Annotated in this window: 10 protein-coding genes and 1 riboswitch; of the genes, 6 read left to right on the top strand and 4 right to left on the bottom strand. The window is 68.6% G+C overall.

Translation table 11 applies throughout. The features are described from left to right. Positions 1 to 57: 57 nt before the first annotated feature. The 4 genes from G6N26_RS23935 to G6N26_RS23920 all read left to right on the top strand — a co-directional run bounded on the left by G6N26_RS23935 (position 58) and on the right by G6N26_RS23920 (position 6,246). The gene (locus G6N26_RS23935) at positions 58 to 1,686 is read left to right on the top strand and encodes a PucR family transcriptional regulator (protein WP_083016863.1); all 1,629 of its coding nucleotides are present in this window, start codon (positions 58 to 60) and stop codon (positions 1,684 to 1,686) included. A 10-nt stretch (positions 1,687 to 1,696) separates the two neighbouring features. Beyond that, positions 1,697 to 1,878, top strand: a riboswitch (cobalamin riboswitch). 159 nt (positions 1,879 to 2,037) lie between these two features. Next, a complete protein-coding gene (locus G6N26_RS23930) occupies positions 2,038 to 3,714 on the top strand; it encodes a PPE family protein (protein WP_083016866.1) in 1,677 nt (558 codons plus the stop codon). A 94-nt stretch (positions 3,715 to 3,808) separates the two neighbouring features. Then, the gene (gene fadD21 / locus G6N26_RS23925) at positions 3,809 to 5,545 is read left to right on the top strand and encodes a fatty-acid--AMP ligase FAAL21/FadD21 (protein ID WP_067176854.1); all 1,737 of its coding nucleotides are present in this window, start codon (positions 3,809 to 3,811) and stop codon (positions 5,543 to 5,545) included. Positions 5,546 to 5,559: 14 nt separating this feature from the next. After that, positions 5,560 to 6,246 (top strand): GAP family protein, encoded by a 687-nt coding sequence (locus G6N26_RS23920; protein ID WP_083016875.1) that lies wholly within the window; start codon positions 5,560 to 5,562, stop codon positions 6,244 to 6,246. Between the two features lie 28 nt (positions 6,247 to 6,274). Here G6N26_RS23920 and G6N26_RS23915 read toward each other — a convergent pair whose 3' ends face one another. From G6N26_RS23915 to cysC, 3 genes are read right to left on the bottom strand one after another with little or no spacing between them, the layout of a single operon-like run. Continuing rightward, positions 6,275 to 6,589 (bottom strand): DUF6955 family protein, encoded by a 315-nt coding sequence (locus tag G6N26_RS23915; RefSeq protein ID WP_067176859.1) that lies wholly within the window; start codon positions 6,587 to 6,589, stop codon positions 6,275 to 6,277. Next, positions 6,586 to 7,845: a sulfate adenylyltransferase gene (gene sat / locus G6N26_RS23910; RefSeq protein WP_083016877.1), complete on the bottom strand. Its 1,260-nt coding sequence runs from the start codon at positions 7,843 to 7,845 to the stop codon at positions 6,586 to 6,588. The genes G6N26_RS23915 and sat overlap by 4 nt, the downstream gene beginning before the upstream one ends. Continuing rightward, positions 7,842 to 8,531, bottom strand: coding sequence for an adenylyl-sulfate kinase (cysC, locus tag G6N26_RS23905; RefSeq protein ID WP_083016880.1), 690 nt, complete (start codon positions 8,529 to 8,531; stop codon positions 7,842 to 7,844). The genes sat and cysC overlap by 4 nt, the downstream gene beginning before the upstream one ends. Positions 8,532 to 9,305: 774 nt before the next feature. On the opposite strand from cysC, the gene G6N26_RS23900 reads away from it, so the two are divergent. Together G6N26_RS23900 and G6N26_RS23895 are read left to right on the top strand one after the other, a co-directional pair. Beyond that, a complete protein-coding gene (locus tag G6N26_RS23900; protein ID WP_083016883.1) occupies positions 9,306 to 10,490 on the top strand; it encodes a PPE family protein in 1,185 nt (394 codons plus the stop codon). Between the two features lie 74 nt (positions 10,491 to 10,564). Next, the gene (locus G6N26_RS23895) at positions 10,565 to 11,725 is read left to right on the top strand and encodes a PPE family protein (RefSeq protein WP_083016886.1); all 1,161 of its coding nucleotides are present in this window, start codon (positions 10,565 to 10,567) and stop codon (positions 11,723 to 11,725) included. Positions 11,726 to 11,737: 12 nt separating this feature from the next. On the opposite strand, the gene pks2 is transcribed toward G6N26_RS23895, so the two are convergent. Continuing rightward, positions 11,738 to 18,073 carry a sulfolipid-1 biosynthesis phthioceranic/hydroxyphthioceranic acid synthase gene (pks2, locus tag G6N26_RS23890; protein ID WP_083016890.1) on the bottom strand — a complete coding sequence of 2,112 codons (6,336 nt, stop codon included), beginning with the start codon at positions 18,071 to 18,073 and terminating at the stop codon, positions 11,738 to 11,740. Positions 18,074 to 18,081: the final 8 nt, after the last annotated feature.

The raw sequence follows: 18,081 nt of genomic DNA, 5'->3' as shown, positions 1-18,081 counted from the left end.
GGGGGAAGTTAGCCAATCGGACAAGACATCGCTGGAGTCATAGTAAAATCGGACAACATGGCCGGTGTGGGGCTGGGTCAGCTGTTACTCGCGCTGGACGCGACCCTCGTCAGCCTGGCCGACGCGCCGCGGGGGCTGGACCTCCCGGTGGGCTCGGCCGCGCTGATCGACTCCGACGACGTGCGCCTGGGACTGGCGGCCGCGGCGGGCTCCGCGGACGTCTTCTTCCTGCTGGGCGTCGCCGACGACGAGGCGATCCGATGGATGGGTAGGCAGGCGCGCGAGCGCGTGCCGGTGGCCATCTTCGTCAAAGGGCCCTCCGCCGCACTGGTGGACACGGCCGTCGCGGCGGGCTCGGCCGTGGTGGCCGTCGATCCGCGCGCCCGGTGGGAACGCCTCTACCAGTTGGTCAATCACGTCCTCGCACACCACCGCGACCGCACCGATGCGATGGACGACTCGGGCACCGACTTGTTCGGCCTGGCACAGTCGCTCGCCGAGCGCATCCACGGCATGGTCAGCATCGAGGACGTGCAATCGCATGTCTTGGCCTATTCGGCCTCTAACGACGAAGCCGACGAGTTGCGCCGCCTGTCCATCCTGGGCAGGGCCGGCCCGCCCGAGCATCTCGAGTGGATCGGCCAATGGGGCATATTCGATGCGCTGCGTTCGGGCATCGAGGTGGTCCGTGTCGACGAGCGACCGGAGCTAGGGCTGCGTCCGCGGCTGGCCATCGGGATCCACCAACCCGCGACCGAGGCCCGACGTCCGCGCGAATTCGTCGGAACCATTTGGGTGCAGCAGGGCTCACAGCCGCTGGCCGACGACGCGGAGGAGATGTTGCGCGGCGCCGCAGTGCTGGCCGCCCGCATCATGTGGCGGCTATCGGCCCGGCCGTCCACCCATGCCCGGCGGGTCCAGCAACTGCTGGGCCTGGCGGACGAGCCCGCCGACACGACCGCCATCGCCCGCGAGCTCGGTCTGGCCATCGACACCAGCGCGGCCCTGATCGGGTGGGACATCGCCGACACTTCGGCCGGCCACGCCCGGCTCGCCGGCATTATTGCGCTGAGCGCCAGCGCTTTCCGGCGCGATGCCCAGGTGGCTTCGAACGGTTCACGAACGTATGTGCTGCTTCCCCAGGCTCAGCACCAGGCCCAGAACCGGTCGGTCGCCTCCTGGGCCCGCGGCACCATCGGCGCCATGCGCGCCGAGCTGGGGGTGCAGCTGCGGGCGGCCATCGCGGCGCCGGTCGCGGGCCTGGCCGGGGTCGCCGCGGCCCGCGTCGAGGTGGACCGGGTGTTGGACAGCGCTGAGCGCCATCCCATTTCGTTCGGACAGGTGACGTCGCTGGCCGAGGCGCGCACCACCGTTCTGGTCGACGAAATCGTGACCCTGGTGGGCAGCGACGAGCGCCTGATCGATCCGCGGATCGTGCGGCTGGGTGAAGACGACCCGGTGCTGGCGGAAACGCTGCGGACCTACCTGGACACCTTCGGCGATATCGCCGCGGCCGCCCACGCGCTGCGGGTGCATCCCAACACGGTTCGCTACCGGGTGCGGCGAATCGAGAAGTTGCTGTCGACCTCGCTGGCCGACCCCGAGGTTCGGCTGCTGTTATCGCTGGGACTACGGGTCCTGGAACGGCGCCCGCGCGCCGACACCGGCCGCCTTCGGACAATTTGACGACAGTTGCTCGGAGGGGATGCAAGAATGTCACCTCGTAAGGTGATGACGACGCAGGAAGCCGGTGCGAATCCGGCGCGGTCCCGCCACTGTCATCGGGGAGCGAACCTCAACGGCCACGGCTGAAAAGCTGGAAGGCGAGGCGAGCAGCGATCCGAGAGCCAGGACACTCGCGTCATCGCGTACTGCGACCCGGGGCGGGTGTACCCCGAGAGAGCTGTCAACGTCCATGTTTCGTCCGGCATGGGCGGCCGCCAACGCCGCCGCCACCGCGGCGCCGTGCTGCCGCGCCCACCCTCGTCACACCGATGCACGCGGCCAGCGTTTCGCCGCGACCACCGGCGGCCAGCGATGACCGCCCCGATCTGGATGGCCTCCCCTCCGGAGGTGCATTCAACGCTGCTCAGCAGTGGGCCGGGCCCCGGCCCACTGCTGGCGTCCGCCGCGACGTGGAGCTCGCTGAGCGTGGAATATGCCGAAACGGCCGACGAGCTGGCCGCGCTGCTGGGCGCCGCGCAAGCCGGCAGCTGGGACGGCCCGACGGCCGCGGCGTACGTGGCCGCGCACGCCCCCTATCTGGCGTGGCTGGCGCAGGCCAGCGCCGACAGCGCGACCATGGCCGCCCAGCAGGACATCGCCGCCACCGCCTACACCGTCGCGCTCGCCGCCATGCCGACGATGCCCGAGTTGGCCGCCAACCACGCCACCCACGCCGTTTTGACGGCGACGAATTTCTTTGGCATCAACACCATTCCGATCGCGGTGAACGAAGCGGACTACGCTCGGATGTGGGTTCAGGCGGCCACCGTGATGAGCACCTACGAGGGCGTCGCGACCGCGACGGTGGCCACCGCGCCGCCGGCCGAGCCGGCTCCCGAGGTGATGAAGGCAACCACGCTGGCGGCCACGGCGGAGCAGTCGTCGTCGTATCCCCCGGACACGCAGGACCAGTGGATGGACTGGTTGGAGAAGACCGGGTTTGTCGACTTCTACAACCGCTACATCCAGCCGTTGATCGACCAGCTGATGAACAACCCGTTCTTCCAGTCCCTGTTTTCCGGCTTCGACCCGTGGCTGCCATCGCTCGGTAACCCGTTGAGCTTCCTGAACCCGTTCAACATCGCGTTCGCCCTCGGCTATCCGATGGATTTCGGTTCGTACTTCGGCTATTTGGCGCAAATGTTCAGCTTCGTCGCTGCGGACCTCGCGGCGGCCTTCGCTTCGGGTAACCCCGCGACGATCGCGTGGACCATCCTGTTCACCACCATCGAAGTGATCGGCACGGTCATCACCGACACCATCGCGCTGATCAAGACGCTGCTCGAGCAGATGATCGTGCTGATCCCGCTCATCGTGCCGCTGCTGACCGTCGCCGTGGTTCCGTTGGTCGTCCCCACCCTGGTGGGAGGCTTGGCGGGCCTGACGGGTCTGGCCGGACTGCACGCCATCCCGATCGTGCCGTTGATCCCGGCACCGGCACTCGTCCCCGTGGCACTCGCGCCCACCCCGCCCCCTACGCCGGCCCCGGCGCCGGCTCCCGCGCCGGCGCCGGCCTCCGCACCCGCCGCGGCACCCGCGCCGCCGGCGCCCGGCGCCCCGCCGCCCACCCCGGCGGGACCGCCGGTCGCCGCGATGCAGGGCCTGGGCTACATGGTCGGTGGCCTGGCCGCCGATGCGCGCAGAGCCGCGAGCACCAGCGCCCGCGCGCGACGGGCGGCGGCACAGGACATCGCCGAGGCCGAAGCGGTGGCACTGCCGGAGGAAGACGCGACGAAGAAGCGCCGGCAACGGGCCAAGGCCACCCAACTCGGCCGCGGCTACGAATACATGGATCTCGAGCCCGAGCCGGCGACGACGGCGTCGGAGCGGCCCGCGCCGCCGATGGGCTTCGCCGGAACCATCCCCACGAAGACCGCCACCGCGCCGGCCGGATTGAGTGCGCTCGTCGTCGACGAATTCGACGATGGCCCCCGCACGCCGATGATGCCGAGGACCTGGGATGCCGACCCGACGGGGTCGACATCGTAAGGCGCATAAGCAGTTTGGCCCGCCGCGGCTTCGCGGTCCTCGGGCCGCGCACGACCGTCATACGCGAAAGAGCCGACGCGGTAACCTAGCCCGCATGCAACATTCGTCCGTCGTCTCCCTGCTGCGGGAACGCGCCGGTCTGCAGCCCGACGATTTGGCCTTCCGCTATACCGATTACGAGCAGGACTGGGCGGGCGTTACCGAATCGCTGACGTGGGCACAGCTGTATCGGCGGACCCTGAATGTTGCGCACGAGGTCACGCGGCACGCCGGCAGCGGGGACCGGGCCGTGATCCTTGCCCCCCAAGGCCTCCCCTACATCGCGGCGTTCCTCGGCGCGATACAGGCCGGGCTGATTGCGGTCCCGCTCTCGGTTCCCCAGCCAGGTACCCACGACGAGCGGATCGGTGCCGTCCTATCCGACACCGACCCGACCGTGGTTCTCACCACCTCCACGGCCGCGCCGGCCGTCGGCGATTATCTGCGGCGCCCGGACGGAGCAGCCCCGGCCATCGTCGAGGTCGACTCCCTGAGCCTCGACGATCCGAATCCGCCCAACATCCGCGTCAGCGACGCCCCGAGCATCGCGTACCTGCAGTACACGTCCGGCTCGACCCGTCTTCCGGCCGGGGTCATGGTCTCGCACCGCAACCTTCACGTGAATTTCCAGCAGCTGATGGCCGCGTACTTCCCCGATTTCGATGGCGTGGCCCCGCGCGACAGCCGGTGCGTGTCGTGGCTGCCCTTCTATCACGACATGGGCCTGATGCAGGGCGTCATCGCTCCGATCCTGGGCGGCTACCCCGGTGTCCTGACGAGCCCGGTGGCGTTCCTGCAGCGGCCCGCACGGTGGATCCAGGCGATGGCGCAAACCGACCCGGTCTTCTCGGCCGCGCCGAACTTCGCCTTCGAGCTGACCGTGCGCAAGACGTCGGATGCGGACATGACCGGACTCGACCTGGGCAATGTCATCAGCATCGTCAGCGGCGCCGAACGAATCCATCCCGCAACGCTCGACCGGTTCTGTAAGCGGTTCGCCCCGTACAACTTTCGCGAAGACATGATGCAGCCCTCCTACGGTCTGGCGGAGGCGACCGTCTACGTGGCCAGCCGCGCGCAGACCGGCGCACCGAAAGTCGTTCACTTCGAGCCAGAGCAGCTGGCGGAGGGCAACGCCCGGCCGTGCTCACCACAGAGCGGCTCGCCGCTGCTGAGCTACGGGACGCCGCACTCGCCGACGGTGCGAATCGTGGACCCCGACACCACGACGCAGTGCCCGGACGGGACGGTCGGTGAAATCTGGGTCCACGGCGACAACGTGGCCGCGGGCTACTGGCACAAGCCGGAGGAAACGCAGCGCACCTTCGGCGCCGCCCTGGCCAACCCGTCGCCCGGCACCCCCGAGGGGCCGTGGCTGCGCACCGGTGACCTCGGTTTCGTCTGCGACGGCGAGATGTTCATCGTGGGCAGGATGAAGGATCTGCTGATCGTCTACGGGCGCAACCACTATCCCGAGGACATCGAGTCGACCGTGCAGGCGATCACCGGGGGCCGCGCCGCGGCGATCTCGGTGCCGGTGAACGAGACCGAGAAATTGGTGACCATCATCGAACTGAAGGAGCGCGACGATTCCGGCGGGGACGGGCAGCAGCGCCTCGACGCCGTCAAGAACGATGTGACCGCGGCGATTTCGAACGCGCACGGGCTCACCGTCGCCGACCTGGTGCTGGTGGCACCGGGATCGATTCCCACCACGACGAGCGGCAAGATCCGACGGGCGGCCTGCGTCGAGCAGTATCGACGGCAACAGTTCGCCCGGTTGGACGCCTGACCGGCCCTATCGCGATGTTGTTCACCGTCGGTGTGATGGCCCTTGCCGTCAGCCTCGAACCGTTCCGGATCGGCATGACGGTGCTGATGTTGAACCGCCCGAGGCCGCTGATGCAACTGCTCGCGTTTCTGGCCGGCGGATTCGCGATGGGGCTGACGGTGGGCGCGACCGTCTTGTTCCTCCTGCGACGCGTGCTGCTGCGCTCGACATACTTCACCCTGCCCCGGGTGCAGATCCTCATCGGCGCACTGGCGCTGGTGGCCGCCGCGGGACTGGCGGCGAAGATCGTCGCGGACCGGCGGCGCGGGTCCCGGCGCGCTCCCCCCGGCGCCGACCGCGCCGGCCCCGCCTGGCTGAGCGAACGGGTTCGACGCCTGCTCGACGGACGTTCCCTGTGGGTCGCCGCCGTCGCGGGCCTCGGCATCGCGCTGCCGTCGGTGGATTACCTGGCGGCCCTGGCGGTCATCCTGGCGTCCGGCGCCCCGGTCATGACGCAGTTGGGTGCGCTGCTGATGTTCAACGTCGTCGCGTTCGCACTTGTCGAGATCCCGTTGGCCGCTTACCTGTTGGCGCCGGCGGCAACGCGCGCGAGGATGACCGCGCTGCAGGACTGGATACGGTCACGGCGTCGCATCGAGGTTGCCGCGCTGCTGGCCGCGGTCGGGCTTGTGCTGCTGGTGGTGGGTCTGGCCGATCTTTGAGCCCGGCGGCAGCGGCACTACCGACGGCTCAGGGCTTCGTCTCCTCGAGGAAACGGCCCATCACGTCGGGACCGGTGGAATGCATCGCGATCGACAGCTCCAATAGCCTGTCCTTGGCGTGCTTGGGCAGCAGCTCGATGGACTGAGTGGTGGCGGAATCGTACTTGGACCCCGGATAGCGTTGCAGGACAATATTCTTCTGCTCTTCGGTGGTGTAAATCTCCAACAGTTTCATGCCTGCGAATGCCTCATTTGCCAGGTCGGCCATCCCGGCGTTCGCCAACGCTTCCAGCCGCTCCTCGTTGATCCAGACGTTGACCTTGATCTTTTTGTCGTCGCTCACGAACCCTCCAATTGGTTGAGCGTGAAGACCGGCCGCCTGTCCCGCAAATATTCCTCGGTGACGAACGGCGAACCCTGACCATGCTTGGCGGCGCACTCCATCACGACCTCGAACACCTCATGGCGCATCACCTTCTGCGTCGGCTTGACTTCGTCGGTCAAAATGCTGCGTATCAGGCTGCCGCTGAAGCTTTGGGCCTGCGAATCATGGCCGCACAGAGCAGAGTTGGTGACCTCCAGACACACCGGGCAATACCAGTTTTCCCTCAGGAACACCGGCTTGATGCCCAGCTGGTTGCGGTATTGCTTGAGGATGTTCTGGGAGTCGTACGGGTGGTAGAAGTCGCCCACCCCCGCGTGGTCTCGCCCGAACATGTGATGCGTGCAGCCCAGGTTCGTGCGCAGGATCGCGTGAAAGATCGCCTCGCGCGGCCCCGCATACCGCATGTCCCAAAGGGTGAAGGACACCATGTGCACGTTCTCGCGAAAATAGCCGCTGGTGCGTAAGGCGTTCTGCGCCAACAGTATCGCCTCGTCGATGTAATCGCCGACGCGCTTCTGGCCGATGATGGCATTCACCAGCACGCCCGTGTTGAGGTTGTCGACCGGCTGGTCCTCGTTCGCGGCCAGCCACGCTTGCTTCATCAACGCCTCGTGGCCGGTGTGCGGAACGTTCCTGGTCTGGTGGGCGACGGCCCGCTGCCATTGCCGCTGGGCCAGCGCGTCCTTGTGCTGCTTCGGGGTGAGCCAGAAGCTTTTGAAGGGCTCGTTGAAAACGGGTTCGTTGATCAGCGTGATATCGCCGCCGATGAAGCGGTTTTCATAGCCCATTGTCTTCTTCACACCAGGGTGCCGGGGATCCGTTGTGCCGTAGGTCTTTTCGGCCATGCGCTCGAGATCGTATTCGTAGATCTCGGTGACGTCGAACATCGCCATCGGGGCGCCGAGATAGTCGAGAACTACGCTGGAGCCTTCCTTGATATCGAGGTCCGCGATGTCGTCGGCGGACATGTCGAAGACGATCGGGATGCTCCACAGCGTCCCGTCCGGCAACGCGAAGTTGTCCAGGGTCCCGTCTACCTCCTGGCGACCCATGAAGCCGGTCAGCGGGGTGAAGAACCCGTAGGAAAGGCTGATGACTTCGTGCGCGGTGGCCTTCGAGATCGGAACACGCGGCAGCCCCTCCATTCGGCCGATCGCGTTGTCCGTCGACACCCGCTCCACGATCGGCTTCCCGTTGTGACCCGTGTAGTTCATGCCGTGTTCCTTTCCGGCCCGTCTTGGTCTCGGCCCGGAGTCCGGATGACTCCCGCCCGCTCGAGATGGGCGATCACCTCGTCGGCCAGCGTGTCCGCATCCTTCGTTCCGCCCTCGAGCCGCAGCTCCGGGCGCGCCGGGGCTTCATAGGGGTCGTCGATCCCGGTGAATCCCTTGATTTCCCCGGCCCGGGCCTTCTTGTAGAGACCTTTGGGATCGCGCTGTTCGCAGACCTCGATCGGGGTGTCGATGAAGATCTCCTGGAAGTCGCCGTCGCCCAGCGTCGCCCGGATCGCGTCGCGATCACGCACGTAAGGGCTGATGAAGGCCGTCAAAGCGATGACCCCCGCCTCACAGAACAGCTTCGCGACCGCGCCGATGCGGCGAATGTTCTCCTCACGGTCTTCGGCGGAAAATCCCAGCCCGAACCGCTTGGCGAACTCAGCCCCATGACGCTCCTCGAGCAGCTCCGGGCCGGCATTGAGCCCGTAGCGGACGTTGTCGCCGTCCAGGAGATAGCTCCGGATGCCGCGCTCGTAGAGCTTTTGTTCGACGATGTTGGCGACCGTGCTCTTGCCGCTGCCGCTCAGCCCGGTGAACCAGATGACGCAGCCCTGGTGACCATTGAGGTCCTCGCGCTCGTCGCGACTGATCTTGTGTTCGTGCCAGGTGATGTTGTTCGACATTTCTCGATCCTGTTCGCAACGAAGTCGATGCGCAGCTACGGCGCCGCTGCCACACACCTTCACCAATTTTCTTATCAATCAAACCGGATTAAAACCAGACTACAAGTAAAGATGGTCAACTTACGGGAGTTTTCCGCCGGCCGGATGCCGCGGCCACGGTCCCCTCACGGGTTGGCCAGCAAACACAACCACGAAGGGCGAGCGACGTCGGCCGGCGCGGTCTTCGCCGTGACGCCAGGGGCGATTGGTGTTTGCTATCCCGGCCGCCCGGGGGCGCACCTGCGGGCGAGCGCATCGACACCCTGGTTCGCCGGTGGCCTCGCCTGCCGAATCGTTTGTGCGTCAACCCGTCACGGCGGTCGGGGGCGGGTCGTCGGGTTTTACTCAAGCAGAGAAAAATTTGCCTCTGCGCCACCGTGCGCGCGTTGGCGCCAGGACGCCACGGCGCTCGGGCCTGCGATAACCGCGCGTGAGCCTCGATCGTCCCCAATCCGGCGAAGATGCCAGCACCGTGCCGGCAAATTTGCAGCAGCCGAGGCGGCGCAGGGGCGGCCGTAAACACCAGGTAAATTTCATTTAACATTCCGATGATTAAGTCCCTTGACTCGCTTGCCATTGCCTGCTCGTCGACGCGCCTGGGCCGCAACGCACGAAGCCGTCGTCGCCCGCGACAGCCAGCGCGTACAGATCCAACGGTCCTGGGGTCACCGCCAGCCGGCCCTGCCGTCTCGTGGCGGTGCATTCCCGGGGTCGTCTGACGAAGAGGAAGTACGAATGCTCGATTTCGGGGCCCTGCCACCAGAAATCAACTCGACCAGAATGTATGCCGGTCCCGGCTCGGCGCCGATGGTCGCCGCGGCGGCGGCCTGGGACGTGCTGGCCAACGGGCTGGAGACCGCGTCGCGCGGCTATATCTCGGTGATCACCCAGCTGGAAGGCGAGAGCTGGACCGGCAGCGCCTCGGCGGCGATGGCCACCGCGGCCGCCCCATACGCCGCATGGCTGGCGACCGCGGGGGCACAAGCCGAGGAGGCCGCCGGCCAGGCTCGGGCCGCCGCGGCCGCCTACGAGACGGCCTTCGGAGCGACGGTGCCGCCGGCGCTGGTCACGGCCAACCGCACCCTCCTGACCCAGCTGGTCGCCACCAACGTTCTGGGACAGAACACCGCGATGATCGGGGCGACCGAAGGCGCCTACGAGGAGATGTGGGCCCAGGATGCCGCCGCCATGTACGGCTACGCCGCCTCGTCGTCGGGCGCGACGACGCTGACGCAGTTCGACGAGCCGCCCCGGACCACCAACGCCGACGGCCAACCCGCGCAAACCGCCGCGGTCGCCCAGGCCACGAATAACTCGGCCGCGTCGCAGTCCCAAGCCGCACTGTCCCGGACGATGTCGAGCGTGCCGCAGAAGTTGCAGAACCTCTCCGAGTCGTCCCCCTCGGGCCCTTCGACAGGCTCCGCGCTCGACGCCGTCGATGATTTCAACACGCTGACGGCGCCGGTGAACCTCGGCGACGCCATGAGCCGAACCGTCACGTCGGCGGGAACCTTCGGCACCGGGGCCTTCCGCGCCAACCTGCAGGCGGCGGGCGAAGCCGCCAAAGCGGCCGTCGCCCCCGCCGCGACCGCGAGTCTCTCGACCGCCACCGCCGGTGTGGCCGGCCCGACCCTGGCGAGCACAGGCAGCGCGAGCGCGGTAGGCCGGTTGTCGGTCCCGCAAAGCTGGGCGGCGACGAATCCGACGATCGCCACCGTCGCCGAGTCGCATTGGCTGTCGGACGCCGAACTCGACGGTGGCCCGTCATGGCACGAAGGCCCGGCGACCAACATGTGGGGCGGCGCGCCGGCGGCGGGCGCGGGTGCCTCGTCGGCGCTCTTGTCGCGGCCCTCGGTCAACAACGTCTTGCGCGTGGCGCCACGCCAATTCAAGATGCCGCGTCCTTCCGCGGGCGGATAGCCACCAGTTCCACCCCTCAGTGCAGGCATGGACCTGCAGCGACCGCGTGTGGGCTCGTTCAGAAAGGAACGCCGATGCTTGATTTCGGGGCGCTGCCGCCCGAGATCAATTCGGCCAGAATGTATGCCGGGCCGGGTTCGGCCCCGATGTCGGCCGCCGCTTCGGCGTGGGACGCGCTGGCAGCACAACTGGAGTCTCACGCCGCCGGTTACTCCGCCACGCTTTCGGAGCTGCGCGGGCGCGCGTGGTCGGGTGATGCCGCAACGGCAATGGCCGCCGCGGTCGACCCGTACGTGGCGTGGGCGTTCACCACGGCGGCTCAGGCCGGGCAGGCCGCCGCCCAAGCACGCGCCGCGGCGGCCGCCTATGAGGCGGCGTTCGCCGCGACGGTGCCGCCACACGTCGTCGCCGCCAACCGGTTTCAGCTCCTCACCCTGATCGCGACCAACTTCTTCGGACAAAACGCCGCGGCGATCGCGGCCACGGAGATCACCTACGCCGAGATGTGGGCGCAGGATGCCACCGCCATGTACGGCTACGCGGCATCGTCATCGGCCGCCACCACTCTCACGCCGTTCACCGAGCCACCCCGCACCACGACTGCGCAGGGCCCATCGGCCCAGGCCGCAGCGGTCAACCAAGCCGCGAGTACAACCGCGGGTCAGGCCCGGGCCGCGCTGGCCTCGGGCGTGTTCACGAACGCTTCCCCGGCCACCTTTGGCGAGGTGCCAGCGCCGGGATCCGGACTGTCCCTGATCAGTTCGGTCGACGATTTCAACACGCTCATCACCACACCGGGACAGACGTTTCTGGCTGGGGCCCGCACATTGCTGGGGTGGGGGCAATTGGGGTACGGGCTCGACCTGTCCGATATCCAGGCCGCCAAGGCCGCGGAGGGCGGTGTGCCCATCGTGCCGGACATCCCGGCGCCAGCTGTGCCGGAGATCGCGGCCATTCGCGGTCCCGTGCTGGGCGGTCTGGGCCGGGCGGCACTGATCGGGAAGCTATCCGTCCCGCAGGCCTGGACCGCCGCGAATCCCGCGCCAACCGCCGGTGCGGAACTCAAATCGTTGCCGCACAGCGCATTTCGAGCAGCGTTGGCATCCCCGGCGGATCCATCCAGCGTCCCGGGACCCATGCCCGCGGCCCGCACCGCGGGTCAGGCTGCCGGTGTCCCCGTGCTGCGCAACGGACGTCGCATCTTCAAGATGCCGCGCCCGGCATACGGCGGGTAGCGGCACCGCGAGTCAGGACGCTGACGGCGCCGCTTCCAACCCGGCGAGCTCGTCGCATAAGTGGTCCGCCAAACCGCGGACGGTGGTGATCTTGGTGGGGCTGATGCGCACGCCCGTCTCGGTTTCGATGCGGGTCCGCAGCTCCAGGTTCCCCAGCGAATCCAGGCCATAGTCGGATAGCGGGCGATCCGGATCGATTGTGCGCCGCAGCAATAGGCTGATTTGGCCGGATACCAGCCGCCGGATCGCCGACGGCCATTCCTCGCGCGGCAACGCCTGCAGCTCGGCGAGGAACCTGCCCGTGTCCGGATTGCCCTGCCCCACCGATCCGAACGCTTCGGCGAAGCGGCTGCGTTGCGCGAAGGAGGTCAACCACGGCGTGCCCATGATCGGCGCGTAGCCGGAGTAGGGGCGGTCGTAGCGCAGCAGCGTCTCGAATGCGCGGAAACCCTCGGCCGGTTTGATCGCCATGCCGGCGCCTTCGGCCAGGGCCGTGGCGCGGCCGACCTCTGACCATGGCCCCCACGCGATCGCGGTGGTCGGCAGGCCCTGAGCGCGACGCCAATAAGCGAATGTGTCCAGCCAGCTGTTGGCAGCGGCGTAGGCGCCCTGTCCCGGCGAACCTACCAGCGCGGCGGCCGACGAGAAGTTACAGAACCAATCCAGCGGCTCATCCACGGTGGCGTGGTGAAGGTTCCACGCGCCGTGCGCCTTTGGTGCCCAGCACCGGTCGATGAGCCCATCGGTGACGTTCGCCAGCGTGGCGTCCTCGACAACGGCCGCTGCGTGCACTACCCCCCGCACCGCCAGCCCGGTGGCCGTCGCGCTCGCCACCAGGCGCTCGGCCGTCCGCGGCTCGGCGATGTCACCGCACTCCACCGCGATATCGGCCCCCGCCGCGCGAAGGCGCTCAATGGCTTGGCGCGCTTGCTCGTTGGGTTGCGAGCGGGAGTTGAGCACGATCCGGCCACAACCCGCTGCGCCACCGCGCGACGCCATTTCCCCGGCCAGGAACAGACCCAGCCCGCCGATCCCGCCCGTGATGATGTAGGCGCCGTCGGCGCGGAACGGCCGGACGTTCTCCGGGGGCACCGCGGCCACACTGCTGCCCGCGCGCGGCACGTCGAGCACCACCTTGCCGGTGTGCCCGGCCGAGGCGACCAGGCGCACCGCGGCGGCCGCGTCGTGGATCGGAAACCGCGTGCTGCGCGGCAACGGCAATTCCCCCGCCGCGGTGCGCTGGTACACCGTGGTCAATAAGCGCCGAACGGTGTCCGGGTGGCTGAAGGTCAGCAGCGCCAGGTCGACGGCGAACAGCGAGAGGTTGCGGCGGAACGGGAACATCCCGAGCCGGCTGTCGCCGTAGATGTCGCGCTTGCCCAGCTCGACGAACCGCCCGCCGAGCGCCAGCAGTTCGATGCCCGCGCGCTGCGCCGCCCCGGGCAGCGAGTTGAGCACCACGTCGACGCCGTACCCGTCGGTGTCGCGGCGGATCTGGTCGGCGAACTCCGTGCTGCGCGAGTCGTAGACGTGTTCGATGCCCATGTCGCGCAACAGTTGCCGGCGCTGCGCGCTGCCCGCGGTCGCGAAGACCTCACAGCCCACGGCCCGGGCGATCGCAATGGCCGCCTGCCCGACGCCGCCGGTGCCGGAGTGGATCAGGACCTTGTCCGTCGGTGCGATGCGGGCCAGGTCGTGCAGGCCGTACCAGGCGGTCGCCGCCGCGGTCGCCACCGCGGCGGCGTCTTCCAGCGGCACCTCGGCGGGCAGGGTGACCGCGTGGCGGGCGTCGGCGACGACGAACGTGCCCCAGCAGCCGTGCCGGGATATGCCGCCGACGCGGTCGCCGACCGCGTGGTCGGTGACGCCCGGCCCGACGGCGGTCACCACGCCGGCGAAGTCGCCGCCCAACTGCTGCTGGTAACCCTCGAACGTCGGATAGCGCCCGAACGCCACCAGTATATCGGCGAAGTTGATGGTGGATGAGGCGACCGCCACCTCGATCTCGCCGGGTCCGGGGGGAACCCGGTCGAACGCGGTGAACTCCAGCGATTCCAGGTCACCGGGCGTGCGGATGTGCAGCCGCATGCCGTCACTCCCGTGATCGACGACGGTGGTGCGCCGCTCGCCCGGACGAAGCGGACCGGGCCGCAGCCGTGCGGTGTACCAGTAGCCGTCGCGCCAGGCGGTCTCGTCTTCCTCCGAGCCGCTCTTCAATTGCAGCACAAGCTTTTCCGGCCCGGTGTCGTCATCGATGTCGATCTGGGTGACGCTCAGGTGCGGGTGCTCCGAGTCGATCACCCGCATCAGTCCGCGCAGCCCACCCTGCGCCAGGTTCGGCACGTCGCCGGCGGTCGCACTCGCGGCGTTACGGGTCACCACGAACAATCGCGGCGATTCCCCGGGAAGCTCCGAGAGCTCGCGGGCGATGGTCGCCAGGTGTGACACGTAGTCCCGGCCGCGCCGTAGGGCCCGTGGGCCGCCGGAGCGATCGTCAGCGGCCCCTGTCACCACGACGACACCGGCCAGCCCCTTGAGGGTCGCCGCGGTCTGGCCATCGCCGGACAGCAGCGAACGCAACTGCGCGGTGTCCACCGATCCGACGGACAGCGACACCGTGGTGCATTGCGCCCCATCGGAATTCAGGGCATCGTCGAGTTGCGCAAGCAACCGGTCGTGACCGTCGGAGGCACCGAGCACAAGCCAGGATCCTTGCCCGCTCTGCACCGGCTCGGGCAGTTCGCGGGGTTCCCATTCGATGGTCAACAACCGCTCGTTGAGCAGCCGGTGGGCGTGTTCGCGCTCCGAAGTGCCACCGGCCAGCCGTAGGCCCTCGACAGTCAGCAGCACCGTGCCGGATTGGTCCAGCACGTCGACGTCGGCCTCGCACTCGCCGGGGCGCGAGGAGGTGACCCGGGCGAGGCAGTACTGCGCGTTGCGCGTCGAGTGGTAGTTGCGCAGTCGGCGCACCCCCACCGGCAACAACAGACCGCCGTCGCCGGCCTGTTGCACCTCCGGTGCGACGATCACCGACTGGAAGCAGGCGTCGAGCAGAGCAGGGTGTGAGCAGTAGGCCGACTGCTGCGATCGGATCGCCCCCGGCAGCGCGACTTCCGCGAGCACCGTCGTGGTGCCCCCGTCGCCGACCAGCACGGCGGACAGACCCGAAAACGCGGGGCCGTACTGAATGCCGATGGCGTCGAAGGCCTTTCGCAACTCTGCCCCCTCCATGCGGGACGGGTGGTCGGCGATCAGCGTGTCCAGGTCGTGTGCGGGCGGTTGGGATTCCGCACCTTCGGCGGCAACGTGCAGGACGGCGGTGGCCCGGCGGACGCGTTCGCCCTCCTCGTGCGTGACCACCGTGAAGTCGAGGACCCCCGGCGCGGTGACCGTGGCCGTGGCGGAGGCCGCCGTGTGGTTGGCCAGCAACAGCGTCTGCTCGAACGTGACGTCGCGCACCTCGGCGCGTTCGCCGAGCGCCGCGGCGGCGGCCGCGAGCGCCATCTCGCAGTAGGCGGCGCCGGGAAACGCTGCGACTCCGTGGATTTGGTGGTCGGCGAGCCAGGGGTGGGCGTCGGTGCCGACCTCGCCTTGCCACACGTGGCGCTCGGGCTCCTCGCGCAGATGCACGTGGGCCCCGAGCAGCGGGTGAACGGCCTGGAGCGAGGCTCCGTGCGTCCGCTCCGCCGACTCGCGGCGCAGCAGCAGCCGGCGATGCGTCCATGTCGGCAGCGGTGCGTCCACCAGGCGCCCACTGGGATATTGGACGGAGAAGTCGACCAGCGCGCCGGCGCTGTGCACGTCGGCGACGAAGCCGCGCATGCCAACTGGCAGTTCCTGTTCGCGACGCATGGCCGCGAGCGCGGCGATGGGCATGTCCAGGCTGGTGGCGTTCTGCTCGACAGCGTGGGTGAGTAGCGGATGCGGCGACAGCTCACCGAAGACGCGGAACCCGTCTTTGAGGGCGGCTTGCACGGCCGCCGCGAATCGCACCGTGTAACGCAGGTTTTCGGCCCAGTAGTCGGCGCTGAAGGAGGCCCGTTCGCGCGGGTCCCACAGGGTGGCGGAGTAGTACGGAACCTCGGGTGCCGCCGGCTGCAGATCCGCGAGGACCTCGACCAGCTCGTCGAGGATCGGCTCCACCTGCGGTGAATGCGAGGCGACGTCCACCGCCACCTCGCGTGCCATCACGTCCTGCTCCTGCCAGGCCGCGACCAGGTCGCGGATTGCCTGGGCATCGCCGCCGACGACGGTCGATGTCGGCGAGGCGACCACGGAGAGCACGACATCGGAGATTCCGCGGATGGACAGCTCCGAAAGCACTTGCTGGCCCGGCAGTTCCACCGAAGCCATGGCGCCGCTGCCGGCGACCCGCGCCATCAGCCGTGACCTGCGGCAGATGACCTTGACACCGTCGGCGAGCGACAACCCGCCGGCGACCACGGCCGCCGCGGATTCGCCGAGCGAGTGACCGATGACACCACCCGGGCGCGCCCCGTAGGACTTCATGGTCTCGGCGAGCGCGACCTGCATGGCGAAGATCGTCGGCTGGACTCTGTCGATGCCGGTCACCGTCTCCGGCGCCGTCATGGCCTGGGTCACCGAAAACCCCGATTCGCCGGCGATCAACGGCTCGATGGTGGCGATCGTCGCGGCGAACACGGGCTCCTTGGCCAGCAGTTCGACGCCCATCCGCGACCATTGCGAACCCTGGCCGGAGAACACCCACACCGGCCCGCGGTCGTCTTGTCCCACGGTCGGCTCGTACGGAATGTCGCTGTCGGCGACCGCGCGCAGGCCGGCGCTCAAATCGTCAAAGCTGTTCGCGCAGACCACCGTCCGCACCGGCCGATGCGCGCGGCGGCGCGACAGGGTGTAGCCGAGATCACGCAGGACGGCGCTGCCGTCGGGAACGGCACGGCGCTGCTCGTCGACCCACGTCGCGAGCCGGGCGGCGGCGACTCGCAGCTGCTCAGCCGACGTGGACGACAGGGGAAACAGCTGTGGCCCACCGGTTCCGGGTGCGGCCGGGTCATCGGGCGCGCGGGTGGGAGCTTCTGCCGGCGCCTGCTCCACGATGGCGTGCACGTTGGTGCCCGACATCCCGTAGGACGACACCGCGGCGCGGCGCGGGTGTGGGCCGTTGGGCCACGGTGTATTCTCCTGCGGCACAAACAGATCCGTCTTGATCCGGGCCATCTCATCGGGCAGCCGAGTGAAGTGCAGATTTTGCGGCACCACGCCGTGTTGCAACGCGAGGATGGCCTTCATCAGCCCCAGCGGCCCCGACGTCGACTGCATGTGGCCGAAGTTGGTCTTCACCGACCCCAGCACACAGGGCCCGGCGGTGCCGTACACCGCCGCCAGGCTGGAGAATTCGATCGGGTCGCCGACCGGGGTACCGGTGCCGTGCGCCTCGACGTAACCGATCATGGTCGGGTCGACGCCCGCCACGCCCAACGCCTTTCGGTAAACGGCGATCTGCGCCGTTTCCGAGGGCGCCGCGATGTTCACGGTGCGGCCGTCCTGGTTGGCCGCCGTGCCGCGCAGTACCGCCAAGATGCGATCGCCGTCGCGCTGCGCGTCCTCGAGCGGCTTGAGCAGCAGCATGACGCAGCCCTCGCCGGACACGAAGCCGTCGGCCTGCACGTCGAAGGCGTGGCAGCGGCCGGTCGGGGACAACATGCCCTGCAGGGAACCGGAAACGGATTTCCGCGGTTCCAAGGTCACCACCACACCACCGGCCAGGGCGAGGTCGCTTTCGCCGCTGTCCAGGCTGCCGCACGCTTGGTGGATAGCCATCAGCCCGGACGAGCACGCCGTGTCCACCGTGACCGCCGGGCCGTGCAACCCCAGCGCGTAGGCGATGCGTCCGGACGCGAAGCTGTTGCTGGTGCCGGTGAATCCGTACGGCCCTTCGACGGCGCCGCAGTCGGCGGACAGGAGTTCGTAGTCGCCATGTGTCAGCCCGACGAACACGCCGGTCTGCGTTTGGGCCAGCGATCCGGGGGCGAGCCCGGCGTGCTCGACGGCGTCCCACGACGTTTCCAGCAGCAGGCGGTGTTGCGGGTCGACCGCGATCGCCTCACGTTCGGTCATCCCGAAGAAATCGCAGTCGAAGCCCCCGACGTCGTCGAGGAACGCCCCCCACCGGGTCACCGACCGGCCGGGCACGCCCGGCTCGGGGTCGTAGAACAGGTCCGCGTCCCACCGGTCGTCGGGGATCTCGCCAACGAAGTCGTCGCCGCGCAGCAACGCCTCCCAAAGGCCCTGCGGGGAATCGATCCCCCCGGGAAGCCGGCAGGCCATCCCGATGACGGCCACAGGTGTGGCGTTCGCGGCACGCAAAGTGCAGT

This window comes from Mycobacterium marseillense (genome assembly GCF_010731675.1).
GTDB lineage: Bacteria > Actinomycetota > Actinomycetes > Mycobacteriales > Mycobacteriaceae > Mycobacterium > Mycobacterium marseillense.
The sequence above is the reverse complement of the archived record's forward strand: the minus strand, read 5'-3'. Positions and strand labels throughout refer to the sequence as shown.